The organism is Gelidibacter sp. (assembly GCF_053579655.1).
Genome location: NZ_JBMDWE010000010.1, coordinates 35,016 through 48,630 on the forward strand (window position 1 = coordinate 35,016; position 13,615 = coordinate 48,630).

The 13,615-nt window shown below is 40.0% G+C and carries 11 protein-coding genes; 3 read left to right on the forward strand and 8 right to left on the reverse strand.

All coding sequences use genetic code 11. From position 1 onward, the window contains the following. Positions 1 to 457: 457 nt before the first annotated feature. From ACOH2D_RS07035 to ACOH2D_RS07045, 3 genes are all read left to right on the forward strand, one after another. Positions 458 to 1,453, forward strand: a complete 996-nt coding sequence (locus ACOH2D_RS07035) for a type I phosphomannose isomerase catalytic subunit (protein ID WP_449534821.1) — start codon at positions 458 to 460, stop codon at positions 1,451 to 1,453. A 106-nt stretch (positions 1,454 to 1,559) separates the two neighbouring features. Further along, a complete protein-coding gene (locus ACOH2D_RS07040) occupies positions 1,560 to 2,318 on the forward strand; it encodes an HAD-IIB family hydrolase (protein ID WP_449534822.1) in 759 nt (252 codons plus the stop codon). A gap of 12 nt (positions 2,319 to 2,330) precedes the next feature. After that, the gene (locus tag ACOH2D_RS07045) at positions 2,331 to 3,410 is read left to right on the forward strand and encodes a glycoside hydrolase family 130 protein (RefSeq protein ID WP_449534823.1); all 1,080 of its coding nucleotides are present in this window, start codon (positions 2,331 to 2,333) and stop codon (positions 3,408 to 3,410) included. A gap of 257 nt (positions 3,411 to 3,667) precedes the next feature. Here the strand turns inward: ACOH2D_RS07045 and pgi are convergent, their stop codons facing one another. From pgi to tkt, 8 genes are all read right to left on the reverse strand, one after another. After that, a complete protein-coding gene (gene pgi / locus ACOH2D_RS07050; protein WP_348036024.1) occupies positions 3,668 to 5,320 on the reverse strand; it encodes a glucose-6-phosphate isomerase in 1,653 nt (550 codons plus the stop codon). A gap of 2 nt (positions 5,321 to 5,322) precedes the next feature. Continuing rightward, positions 5,323 to 6,084 carry a 6-phosphogluconolactonase gene (gene pgl, locus ACOH2D_RS07055; RefSeq protein ID WP_348036025.1) on the reverse strand — a complete coding sequence of 254 codons (762 nt, stop codon included), beginning with the start codon at positions 6,082 to 6,084 and terminating at the stop codon, positions 5,323 to 5,325. Beyond that, a complete protein-coding gene (gene zwf / locus ACOH2D_RS07060; protein ID WP_348036026.1) occupies positions 6,084 to 7,607 on the reverse strand; it encodes a glucose-6-phosphate dehydrogenase in 1,524 nt (507 codons plus the stop codon). Before zwf ends, pgl begins: the two co-directional genes overlap by 1 nt. A gap of 45 nt (positions 7,608 to 7,652) precedes the next feature. Next, positions 7,653 to 9,083: an NADP-dependent phosphogluconate dehydrogenase gene (gene gnd, locus ACOH2D_RS07065; protein ID WP_348036027.1), complete on the reverse strand. Its 1,431-nt coding sequence runs from the start codon at positions 9,081 to 9,083 to the stop codon at positions 7,653 to 7,655. Between the two features lie 120 nt (positions 9,084 to 9,203). Further along, a complete protein-coding gene (locus ACOH2D_RS07070) occupies positions 9,204 to 9,827 on the reverse strand; it encodes an HAD family hydrolase (RefSeq protein ID WP_449534824.1) in 624 nt (207 codons plus the stop codon). Further along, positions 9,824 to 10,924, reverse strand: coding sequence for a transaldolase (gene tal / locus ACOH2D_RS07075; RefSeq protein ID WP_449534825.1), 1,101 nt, complete (start codon positions 10,922 to 10,924; stop codon positions 9,824 to 9,826). The genes ACOH2D_RS07070 and tal overlap by 4 nt, the downstream gene beginning before the upstream one ends. Before the next feature lie 156 nt (positions 10,925 to 11,080). Further along, the gene (locus ACOH2D_RS07080) at positions 11,081 to 11,545 is read right to left on the reverse strand and encodes an RpiB/LacA/LacB family sugar-phosphate isomerase (RefSeq protein WP_449534826.1); all 465 of its coding nucleotides are present in this window, start codon (positions 11,543 to 11,545) and stop codon (positions 11,081 to 11,083) included. 60 nt (positions 11,546 to 11,605) lie between these two features. Beyond that, positions 11,606 to 13,615 (reverse strand): transketolase, encoded by a 2,010-nt coding sequence (tkt, locus tag ACOH2D_RS07085; protein ID WP_449534827.1) that lies wholly within the window; start codon positions 13,613 to 13,615, stop codon positions 11,606 to 11,608.

Genomic DNA, 13,615 nt, shown 5'->3' on the forward strand with positions numbered 1-13,615 from the left:
TAGTATTTAATAAAACTAAGTCAAACATGAGCGCTTCAATTGGGTTTCTGTTGCCTTATGATATGAATTGATTTGATACAGATGGTGCTAGTAAAGCTGAAGGCCACTTAAAATTGGAGGATTATCCTTCCCTGAATTTTTTAAATCTGTGATATATGTAATGATTTTTAGCTTTTATATAGTAGATCATCGCTGATCATTTCGCAATTTTATAAAGCTGTTTTACTTAAAAGGCTATTGTTTTTCATCTGCAAAGCAGGATTATAGGATGTGTGAAGTATGGGGTTTAAAATTGAAATATTTTCTTCAACTCATGCATTTACTATTAGGAGCAACCTTCAAGGTAGAACTTGAAGCTTTTGATTTCACATAAGTTACAGGGCATTCAAAATCTAAATGTTTTAAGAAAACAAGCCCCAACGAGTCGTATTGTTTCATATCTCAAAAATAAAGTCTGATGAGCACTCAAATTTATCCTTTAAAATTCGAACCCATTTATCAATATCGCATCTGGGGGGGCAGAAAGTTGGAGCATTTGCTTTCAAAGCCACTTCCCGAAAATGAACCCGTAGGTGAAGCCTGGATATTAAGCGATCGAAAGGATCACTCGACTCAAGTGTCGGGAGGCAACCTGAAAGGCTTAACCCTTACGAATTTGATGGCTGATTTTCGTTACGAGATTATGGGTAAGCTTGGCTATCATTTTGAACATTTTCCATTATTGCTAAAGTTTTTAGACTGTAAAGAGGTGCTCTCAGTGCAGGTTCATCCTTCCGATGATCAAAAAGAATACATTCCTCAAGGTGATTTGGGAAAAACTGAAGCTTGGGTGGTTTTGGAAACGAGTGAGGACAGCCGCATTTATGCTGGTTTAAAAAAAGGAACTACTAAAGAGAATCTTGTTGAATCCATCCAAAACAAATCGGTAGCCGATAGACTCCACAGTTTTGTGCCCCAAAAAGATGATGCGGTATTTATCCATTCGGGAACCGTTCACACGCTTGGCGGAACTGTAGTTTTTGAGGTTCAAGAAAACAGTGATGTTACGTTTCGTCTTTATGACTGGGACAGAACTGATCCGAAAACAGGAGAACCACGTGAGCTTCAAGTAGAAAAAGCACTGGCTTGTATTGATTTCAATCAGGTAGAAATAGGCCCTGTAACTCCTGAGAAAAGTAAAGACATGAAAAATACCGAAAAACTTTTCGATAATGAGCATTTTAAATTGTGGCGAATTAAAAGCGAATCAGAGTTTACCGTTGGCTTTAAAGATGAACCTGCTATTTTGGTTTGCACCGAAGGACAAGGGATGATGAAGTACAACGATGCAGAATATACAATCAGTAAAGGAGAGGTCGTGCTATTGCCAGCAATTATTGGGCTTCTCGACCTTCGTCCCGAACAGGAAATAACCTTGCTTCAAATCGCTATTCCAGATAATAAAGTGAATTAAATTATGAAATGCCACGTTGAGATTTTTCAAAACCAGAAAAATGTTTTATCTGGGCATTCCATCACTTGACGGACCGGTTTTTCTGTTTCTCAAATACTTCTAAAAGATGAAAAAATTAATTGTATTCGATTTGGACGGTACTTTGGCAAAAAGCAAATCTGCTATTGACAAGGAAATGGCCAAGCTTTTAAAGGAATTATTGGATGTGGCACAGGTGTCAATCATATCAGGTGGGGATTGGCCTCAATTTGAGAAACAGGTTTTGAGCCATTTGCCCAAAAGAGCAAAACTTAGGAAGCTAATGATTCTTCCCACTTGCGGGACTAAGTTTTACCGATTTACGGAAGATTGGGAGGAGTTATATGAAGAAAATTTTACCGCTGCTGAAAGAAAGAAAATACTTACAAATTTAAAAGCTGCCATTGACGATGCACATCTTGAAATCAAAAAAACTTGGGGAGAGCAAATCGAAGACCGCGGCAGCCAGATTACCTTTTCGGCCTTGGGTCAAGAGGCTCCGCTTGAGGCGAAAAAAGGTTGGGATGATGATTTCGCAAAACGCAAAAAAATGGTAGAACCTCTGAAAAAGTCACTAAAAGAATTTTCAATTGGGATGGGAGGAACGACTTCCATTGATATTGTGAAACCTGGGATTGACAAGGCGTATGGAATACAAAAACTTAAGGAGATTTTGGATTTTGATATTTCTGAAATGCTCTTTATTGGAGACGCTTTATTTGAAGGAGGAAATGATTATCCCGCCAGAAAAACTGGTGTGGACTGTATTCAGGTCAGGGATGATGAAGAAACCAAAAGGATAATAGAAACCATTATTGCGTGTTCAAGTGATAAACCTAAAACCTAAAAACTAAAATCTATGATTCCATTTAAATTACACCGCATTTGTACGCTAATGACGCCCGAAGTTGGAAATGAAATGGAAGTGGAGGGCGTGCTCAATCCTGCCGTAGCACGTGGACCCGACGGAGAACTTTATATTTTTCCGCGTTTGGTTGGTAAGAATAATTATTCGCGTATAGGTATTGGCAGAGTGAAATTTAATGATGATGGCGAGCCGTTTGAAGTGGAGCGTTTAGGCATAGCACTCGAACCCAAAGCTGATTATGAGAGAAGGCCAGATGGTGGCGGTGGGTGTGAGGATCCAAGAATTGCTTACGTACAAGCAGTTGAGCATTATATCATGACCTACACCGCTTATGGACCTCATGGACCACGAATTGCCATGGCCAGGTCTAAAGATCTTTTTACTTGGGAACGAATGGGTTTGGTATGTTTTGCACTTTATAAACCTCTCGATTTTAACAATGTGGATGATAAAGATGCCAGTTTTTTTCCAATTAATCTTCCGAGTCCGCATAATCACAATTCTATCGCCATGTTGCATCGTCCTCTTTTTCCGGATTCTATTCCTGAACAAACGGTTAAACTTGATGAAGATCGGGATATAGATAAACACAAAGAAAGTATCTGGATTTCCTATTTTAACTTAAAAGAAGGAAAAAACACCTCTTTGGAAAACGCGAAATTCACTTCACATCATTGTCTTGCACACCCAGTTTACCCATGGGAAAAATTGAAAATAGGTGGTGGCGCTCCACCTGTTTTGACAAAGCATGGATGGTTATTGATTTATCACGGCGTTAAGAAGCATGATGAATGTACCAAAGACGCCCCAAAATATACCTATTCTGCAGGAGTAATGATCTTATCAGAAAAAGAACCACAAAAAATACTTTACCGTTCTACTGAACCAATTTTGACTCCAGAATTAGACGCAGAGACCATTGGTACTGTTGGCGATGTGGTATTTCCAACAGGTACAGATCGTCGTGATGATATTGGAAAACCCAATAGAATTGACGTGTACTACGGAATGGCCGACGACCGAATTGGAGTTGCAAAAATGATAATTCCTGATGAATTGCCGGAAAACTGACATTGTTTAGTGAACTTTTAGGTTTTTTTAACCATTAAGATGATTAAGGTATTAAGAAAATTAAGTTGTGTTTAACTAAAGCCTTAATGTCCTCAATTTCTTTCTTCATGGTTATTTTTTTCTTAACTATTAAGTTTTTTGAATCATTAAGATCATTAAGGTATTAAGAAGATTAAGTTCTGTTGTTTTAACTAAGCTCTTAATGTCCTCAATTCCTTAATTTTTTTCTTAATGTTTCAATGTATTTCCTCAAAAATTTACACCCGCCACTTTTTATAAGCATTAATTAATCCATTGGTCGACCCATCATGCGACGTGATTTTATCTTGATTATCAAGTTGAGGTTGTACTTTTTGAGCCAATTGTTTCCCGAGTTCTACGCCCCATTGATCAAAACTGAAAATATTCCAAATAACGCCTTGTACGAATATTTTATGCTCATATAGTGCCGTAAGTGCTCCTAATGAAAACGGTGTAATTTCTTTGAGTAAAAATGAATTCGTAGGCTTGTTACCTGTGAAAACCTTAAACGGAATCAGATTTTCCATCGTCACTTTATCCATTTTTTCTTTTTTGAGTTCCTCGGCTACTTGGTCAGCATTTTTTCCATTCATCAAAGCTTCGGTCTGAGCGAAAAAATTAGAAACCAAGATAGGATGGTGCTTTCCAATAGGATTATGGCTGATGGCCGGCGCAATAAAATCGCAAGGAATCAAATGTGTGCCTTGGTGGATAAGCTGATAAAAGGCGTGCTGGCCGTTGGTTCCGGGTTCGCCCCAAACAACTGGGCCTGTACTGTAAGTGACATCAAGTCCGTTGCGGTCGGTATGTTTGCCGTTGCTTTCCATATTGCCTTGTTGAAAATAAGCAGGAAATCGGTGCATATATTGGTCATAAGGCAAAATGGCTTCAGTTTCTGATCCGAAGAAATTGGTGTACCAAATGCCAACAAGTGCCATGATTACCGGAATGTTTTCCTTAAAATCGGTCGTTCTGAAATGCTTATCTGTGGACTCAGCACCTTTGAGTAAATTTTCAAAATTATCATAACCAATTGTGAGTGCGATGGAAAGTCCGATACTGCTCCAAAGGCTATAACGACCACCAACCCAATCCCAGAACACAAACATGTTTTCTGGATCAATTCCAAAGTCTGTTACACCTTTTTCATTAGTCGAAAGCGCTACAAAATGTTTGGCAACCTGTTTTTCATCCTTAGCCGATTTCAAAAGCCAATCGCGCGCGGTATGAGCATTGGTCATGGTTTCTTGAGTGGTAAAGGTTTTAGAGGCAATGGTAAAAAGCGTTTCTTCAGGATCCAAGTTATTTAGTGTTTCGACGATTTGAGTGCCATCGACATTGGATACGAAATACGCCTGAATGTCTTCCATCCAATACGGTCGCAATGCTTCAGTAACCATTACAGGACCAAGATCGCTTCCACCAATTCCTATGTTGACGATGTTCTTGATTTTTTTTCCGCTAAAGCCTTTCCATTCGCCACTGTGAATCTTTTTGCAAAAAGATTTCATCTTTTGACGGGTTTCGCGAATTTCAGGCATAATATCTTCGCCATCAATGGTAATCGGTTGATCAGAAAAACTTCGTAAAGCCGTATGCATAACTGCGCGATCTTCGGTTTCATTGATCTTTTCTCCGGCAAACATCGCTTCTCGTGCGGTTTTTAATTTACAGTCATCTGTCAATTTCAAGAGCTTTTCTAAGGTTTCTTCTGTAATGATATTTTTGGAATAGTCAAAAAGGATGTTATCAAATTGGATGGACATCCTTTCAAATCGATTCGAATCCTGTTCAAACAGATCTTTCATCTGAACTTTTTTCATTTCGATATGGTGTGCGATTAATGCTTTCCAGGCCGCTGTTTTTGTGGGATTTATTTTGGGGAACATATCTAAATTTTTTTAAAGATTATTTCGTTGTCTTTTTGTTCTATGACCGTAAAGGCATTTGTGTCTAAAAACCAATATAAACATCCCTTTTTAGGATGAATAAGTTTTGCGGGATATTCCAATGGTGAGTTTCCGTTATTGTGTAGAACGTGGTAAACGGCTTCAGCTTTTCCTTCTCCAAAAACCAAGAAGGCAATGTGCCTGGCTTGATTGATTAATGGGGCAGTCATCGTAATTCGGTACATGTGCACTTCTTTTACAAATACGGATTTGATGGTGGCCTCGGTTTCTTCCAATACCGCAGTATTTGGAAAGAGGGAAGCGGTATGTGCATTATCGCCAAGACCCAAAAGAATAAAATCGAATACGACCGGTTTCTTCTGAAAATGTGTGGCTATGGATTTCGCATATCTTTGGGCCGCATCCTCCGGGGAACAAGTGGTATCCACTTTAAAAATATGAGATTCTTCAACTTTTAAAGGCTTGAATAAAGTCTCTTCGGCCATTATGGAATTTCTTTGTTTATCATCTGCGGAAACGTAACGTTCGTCGCCAAAGAAAAAATAGGTGTTATCCCAATCAATTTTTTTTTGATAGGGTTTGGAGGCCAATAGTTCATATAGTTTTTTTGGAGAACTGCCACCAGAAAGTACAAAATTAAATTGTCCTCGGGCATCAATTGCTTCTTGTGAAGTTTCGCAAATGACTTTCGCCAAAGCTTTTATCAAATCACCAGTGTCTTGGTATATTTCCAAATTTTTCATTATCCTTTCTTGTTTTTTTCGGGTAGATTAAACCAATGATAGCCATCTTTGGCAATAAGGGCTTCAGCATTTTCGGGGCCCCATGAGTCCGCTGAATAATTGGGGAAGTCGGTAGCCTTATTTTTCTCCCAATAATTGAGAACTGGCGTAATCAATTCCCAAGCAGCCTCTACCTGATCCGCACGCATAAACAGGGTTTGATCGCCTGTGATAGCATCTAATAAAAGAGTTTCGTAGGCTTCGGGCGAATCGGTTTTTTTATTTCCGAAATAATCAAAAACGATATCTACCGTGTTTAAAGTCATTTCGAGTCCAGGTATTTTACTCTGTAATTGAAACCGAATGGCCATATCGGGTTGAATGCTAATAACCAACCGATTTTGCTTTGGCGTGCCTGATTCTTCAGTAATAAAAATATTGTGTGGCACCTCTTTAAATTGAAGGGTAATGATCGAAGCAGTTTTGGAAAGTCGTTTCCCTGTTCGCAAATAAAACGGAACGCCCTGCCAACGCCAATTATCCACATAAAGTTTTAGCGCCGCATAAGTATCGGTATTCGAATCTGGGTCAACATTTTTTTCTTCACGATATCCCACAACCTCTTTTCCTTCAATCCATCCAGAGCTGTACTGACCTCGTGCGGACATGACGTCGACTTTTCTCGGTACAATTTTCCGCATGGCTTTGAGCACATCTACTTTTCGGTCGCGCACTTCGTCGGCATCAAAGTTGATCGGCGGTTCCATGGCAATGATACAGAGCAACTGCAAGAGGTGGTTTTGAATCATGTCGCGCAATACCCCGGCACTTTCAAAATATTTACCTCGAGTGCCCACGCCAATTTGTTCCGTTACCGAAATCTGAACGTGTTCTACATGATTTCGGTTCCAGAGCGGTTCCATTATCGCATTTGCAAATCGTAAAGCCATGACGTTTTGAACCACTTCCTTGCCTAAATAATGATCGATGCGATAAATCTGTGTTTCGTCAAATAAACTTAATAATTTCTTGTTCAGTTCTTTGGCCGATTCCAGGTCATTACCAAAAGGTTTTTCTACAATAATTCGAGTCGTTTTGGGATCGTTTTCAAGTTTTGCTTTGGAAATATTCTCCGCAATGATGCTGAAAAAACGAGGTGCCACGGCGCAGTAATAAATTATGGAAGGCGGCTCATTCCATTCCTTTTTGTATTTTTCAATCAATGCGCCAAACGGTTTAAATGCAGCAGCATCTGTAATATCGGCAGACTGAAAAGTAATATGTGATGAGAAACTGGCCCAGTCTTCTTTTTTTGGCTTGCCGCTTCTGGAAAACTGGTTCACGGCGTTCAATAATTCACTTATGTATTTTTCGTCGCTCATTGCGGTTGACGAGGAGCCTATAATGGCGAAGTTTTCGGGTAACCAATTATCTAAAAAAAGATTATAAAGGGCAGGCATTATTTTTCGGTTGGTCAGGTCTCCCGTTCCTCCAAAAATGAGAAAAATGGTAGGGTTTGCTTTTTTACTTGATGTCTTTACCATGGTTTTTAATTTTTTGAATCTTTGACTTGATAAAACGGTTTATCCTTAACTGGTCGGTTTTTCCCATTCCGTATGAAAAGTGCCTTCTTTTCCTTTGAGTTCGTAAGTATGTGAGCCGAAAAAGTCACGTTGTGCCTGGATGAGGTTTGCGGGCATTTCTTCACTTCGGAAATTATCAAAATAGCTTAATGCCACTGAGAAAGCTGGAGTTGCAATCCCATGAAGGGCAGCGTTTGAAACGACAGATCGGATACCAGGTAAACTTGCAGCAAGATTCCGTTGAACAGTATCATTCAAAAACAAATGTTTTAATTCCGAATCCTTTTTATATGCAGCATAAATATCTTCCAGAAACTCTGAACGGATGATGCAGCCACCTCGCCATATTTTTGCAATTAAATCAAGATTGAGATTGTAATTAAATTCTTCATTCGCACGGTATAACAAGTGCATTCCCTGTGCATAAGCAGAAACCATTGCGAAATAAAAACCGTGTTCAAGTTTGGTTACATGTTCATCATTTTTATCATGATATTGCATTTCAGTTGAGTCAGGATATAAGGTTGCAGCTTTCGTGCGTAAATCCTTATATTTAGAAAGATCACGCATGGACACGGCAATATCTATTATTGGTATGGGAAGGTTTAAGTCCATAGCCGCTTGTGAGGTCCACATACCTGTGCCTTTTGCTTTGGCTTCATCTTTGATGTCATCGAGCAGGAGCGTGTCGGTGCCCTTTTTTTTGTAGGCAAAAATATCGCGGGTAATTTCTATAAGATAAGATTGCAATCGACCTTCGTTCCATTTTTCAAAAATGGTGTGAATGTTGTCGTTATCCATATGAAGTCCATTTTTTAAAACCTCATAGGTTTCTGATATCAATTGCATTAAAGCGTATTCAATCCCATTGTGGACCATTTTTACAAAATGACCTGCTGAGCGATCGCCCATATAGGCCACTGTAGGTTCGCCATTAACATGTGCCGCTATTTTTTCAAGAATAGGCTTTATTGTTTCGTAGGCTTTTTTATCGCCGCCAGGCATCATACTTGGGCCTTTTCGTGCGCCTTCTTCGCCACCGGAAACACCCATTCCGATGAAGTGGAATCCTTTTTTTTCCAAATCGGTATAGCGACGTTCGGTATCTGTAAAATGTGAATTTCCACCGTCGATTATGATATCTCCTTGATCCATTACTTTGAGTAATTCTTCTATTACGGTATCCACGATTTTGCCGGCAGGAACTAGGAGCATCACCGTTTTTGGGCTTTTCAGGCTTTTCACAAATTCGTTGATGTCTGAAAAACCGTGAATATTATCACGATTCAGATTATTGAGACTATCTACCTTACTGGTATCATTATCGTATCCAGCGCAATCGTATCCTTGATCGGCGATATTTTGTAAAAGATTGGAGCCCATAGTGCCAAGACCAATCATTCCAAATGCACTTTGAGTTGTATTTTCTTTTTTCATGTGTTTATTTTTATTTTTTTCAATGATCATAGTTCGACTTCGCTCACCACATGCATGCTGTTCGCTATTAATCATTCCCATGAGTGTTATAGTTTTTGGCGTGCTCGTTCCATAATGTTTTTATTTTCGTGAAAAATTTTCGAGGATTTTTGACGTGATTTCAAATTTCTGATGTTGAATACTGTTAATTCCCAGGTTTTTAGCTGCTTTGACCAACATGGGTCTGTCATCGAAATACAAACATTCTTCGGGTTTCACTTGTACGATTTCCATAGCGGTTTTAAAAATTCTTGGATCGGGTTTACGATACCCCACATAACAAGAAGAGAAGAATCCGTCAAATAATTCGTGAAGCTTAAATTTTTTAATTCGATAACCATTGAGCTCTCGACCTTCATTGCTGAGGGCAAACACAGGTAGATCTGTATGTTTTTTCCAATTCTTTAACCAAGCCAATAGCTCGGGTAATTCTACAGATTCTGCATACATAAACTCTTTGAAAGCCGCTTTGGTAAAATTACGCGGACAATGAAATACGACTGTATCGAGGTAGTCGTCAAGCGAAATACTTCCAATTTCAAAAACATTGTAGATGAAATCGTGAAGGAAGTCCATTTCATCATAGTTAAAGTCAAAAACTTTCGCCGCTTTTTGACGCGATTCATGTCCCCAGCCATTGGTCAGCAATACGCCGCCAATGTCCATGAACACGACTTTTATTTTCGATACCTCAACATCGGTCATTTCTCTAACCTTTTTTTATACTTTTGACTGTCAATGCTTTTTAATAATTTATCGTAAGCGTCTTTAAATTTTTCTATGCCTTCGTCTTCCAGTTTTTGAGTTATTTCATTAATATCAATTCCTCCGGCCTTTAAGTCATTCATTACTTTACGGGCGTGATCAATGTCTTGAGTTATAGTTTCGGTGACTTTCCCATGATCACGAAAGGCGTCGATGGTATCCATGGGTAGCGTGTTAATCGTATCTTTTCCAATTAACGGTTCCACATATTTGACATCACTAAATGCCGGATCTTTTGAACTTGTACTTGCCCAAAGAACGCGTTGTCGTTGTGCCCCGTTCGCTTCAAGTTTTTTAAAGCGATCACTGGAAATCATTTCGAGATAAATTTGATATGCTTTTTTCGCGGAAGCAATAGCGACTTCTCCTACGAGATCATCCGCACGTTTTTTCTTCAGCATGGGATCGACCATAACGTCGATGCGGCTTAAGAAAAAACTAGCCACTGAAGCCACATTATTTATAGGTTCGCCTTCTTTGAGTCGATCTTCAAGTCCGCCCATAAAAGCTTCGGTAATTTCGCGATAGCGCGGCAGACCGAATAGGAGGGTAATATTGATATTAATCCCTTCGCTAAGACATTCCCGAATTGCTGGCAACCCTTCTTCGGTACCAGGAATTTTAATCATCACATTTTTACGATCTACTTTTTTCCAAAGTTCCCGGACCTGTTTAATCGTCCCTACCGTATTTCGCGCCAGAAGGGGCGATACTTCCAAGCTTACAAATCCGTCTTTACCATTAGTTTTGTCAAAAACTGGTTTGAACATGTCTGCAGCTCTTTGAATGTCTTTTATAGCCATATCGAAAAAAATAATAGCATTATCATCTTCTTCTTTTGAGAAATTGGCGATATCCTCATTATAATCGGAGCTACCGCTGATAGCTTTTTCAAAAATTGAAGGATTGGAGGTTAATCCTCCGAGATCGTCATTATCGATCAGACTTTGTAATTTGCCTGAGTTCATGATTTCGCGGTCAAGTAAATCGAGCCAAATACTCTGACCTTCTTTTCGTATTTTATTTAATGGATTCATAATGTGTGTGTTTTATTTTGTTTATCTGTTAAGAAAGTTGAAGATGACGTAACGGAAGGATGTAGGAGAAAGCATCACGAATAATTCCGCAGTATTCATTGCCCTTTCGATTTCAAAATTTTATTTTTCTTAATTCTTAATTCTTAATTCTTAATTCTATTTCCTTTCCAAATCCTGAATTTTTCGCAACCGCCGAATATGTCTTTCTGCTCCGATAAATTTGGCGTTCAAAAATGAGAGCACCAGTTCTTCTGCACTGGCGTATCCTGTAACCCGCCCGCCGAGGCAGATCAGATTCATATCATCATCTTCCACGCCTTGATGCGCAGAAAAATTATCGTTAATCAATGCAGCTCTGACGCATGAAACTTTATTGGCAGCAATACACGCACCAACGCCGCTTCCGCAAATAGCAATGCCGCGAAAAACTTCGGCTGCCGCCACTGCTTTTGCGAGCGGAATGACGAAGTCCGGATAATCGTCGGCTTCATCAAGCTTAAATGCGCCAAAATCAACAGGTTCAAAATGGTTTGCAATCAAAAAAGAAGCGATGCTTCCCTTGAGTTCAAAACCACCGTGATCGGCACAAATTCCTATTCTTTTGATGCGTTCTTTTTGCATTTTCTTATTTTTTATAACCGCAAGGGCGCAATGATTTCCGCAAAGTTCGCAAAGCGAGTTTTACTCTTTTTTCGAAACCAAAGCTTTTGCTCTTTTTACGACATTTTCTACTGAAAAACCGTATTCTTTCATGACTTCATCGCCTGGTGCCGATTCTCCAAATTTCTCGATGCCAATGATATCGCCATCATCGGTGGTGTATTTTAACCAGCCTACCGGCGAACCAGCTTCTACCGCCAAACGTTTTCGAATGCCTTTAGGCAGCACTTTTTCGCGATATGCAGCATCTTGTTTATCAAATAAATTCCATGACGGCATACTCACAACCCGTGCATGAATATTGTTTTTCTTTAGTTGTGATTGCGCTTCCACAATCAATTGAACTTCCGAACCAGTGGCAATTAAAATAATATCCGGAAGACCCTCTGAATCAGAAAGAATGTAAGCGCCTTTCTCCAGGTTTTCTGCTTTGGCATATTTTTTCTGATCGATAATCGGAATTTCCTGACGGGTCAAAACAATGGCTACGGGTCCATCTGTATGTTTGATGGCTACACGCCAAGCTTGCGCGGTTTCGTTGGCATCTGCCGGACGGATGACGGTCATATTTGGGACGCTGCGCAGTCCGATCAATTGTTCGACAGGTTGATGGGTGGTGCCGTCTTCGCCCAAAGCGATGCTATCGTGCGTGAACACCATAATTGGTCGGATTTTCATAATGGCGGCCAATCGTAAGGGCGGACGCATATAATCGGAAAAAATCAAAAATGTAGCGCCATAAGGAATTAGATATTTGCTGAGTGCCATCCCGTTGAGGACGGCGCCCATGGCGTGTTCTCGGATGCCGAAATGGAAGTTGCGACCCATCCCTTGTGTTGCTGAAAAAGATAGGTAATCATTTAAATTGGTGTCGGTTGATGGCGATAAATCGGCTGAGCCACCAATTAATTGTGGGAAATATTCAGCGATAGCATTCAAGGTTTTACCTGATGCCTTACGGGTAGCCATGCCATCGCCAGGTTCAAATACCGGTAGTTTTTTCTCCCAGCCCTCTGGTAGTTTTCCGTTAATTATGCTTTCGTATTCTTCGGCAAGGTCCCGGTGGCGTGCCTTGTAGTTTTCATATAATTCGTTCCAATTGTCCTCATTTTCTGCTGATTTACTTCCGGCTTTTCTGTAAAAATCTAAGACATCATCATGGACTATAAAATCTTTATCGGGATTGAATCCGAAGTTTTGCTTTACCAAACGCACTTCGTCTTTGCCCAACGCTGAACCGTGTGCTGCCGCTGTGTCCTCCTTATTTGGACTTCCATAACCAATATGACTGCGAACCTTAATGAGCGAAGGGCGATTGGTTTCATTTTGGGCGTTTTTAATGGCTTTTGAAAGTGCATCGAGGTCATTGATATCGGATAGATTTTGAACATGCCAACCATAGGCTTCAAAGCGCTTTGAAACATCTTCATTAAATGTGAGAGAGGTGTCACCTTCGATGGTAATATGATTGTTGTCGTAGAAATAAATCATATTTCCTAAGCCGAGGCGACCAGCAAGGGAAGCCGCTTCGGCCGAAACACCTTCCATAAGATCGCCATCGCTGCAGATGGCATAAATTTTATAATCAAATAGTTTGAAATCGGGCTGGTTGTAACGCTCCGCTATATATTTTTCGGCAATTGCCATGCCCACACCATTTGCAAATCCTTGTCCCAAAGGTCCCGTAGTGACTTCTATTCCAGGCATAAGTCCATATTCGGGATGGCCCGCCGTGATGCTGTGTAGTTGACGGAAATTTTTGATGTCGTCGAGTGTGATTTTATAGCCCGTTAAATATAAATAACTGTATTGTAACATGCAGGCATGCCCACAGGATAGAACGAACCGATCGCGATTGGCCCATTCTGGATTTTTTGGATTGTAGTGCATGAACTCCGACCATAATAAATGGCCTAATGGCGATAGCGCCATCGGGGTGCCAGGATGTCCTGAATTTGCTTTTTGCACGGCATCGGCCGATAAAACGCGTACGGTGTCAATACATTCCTGAATTAATTCTTTAGTTTCCAT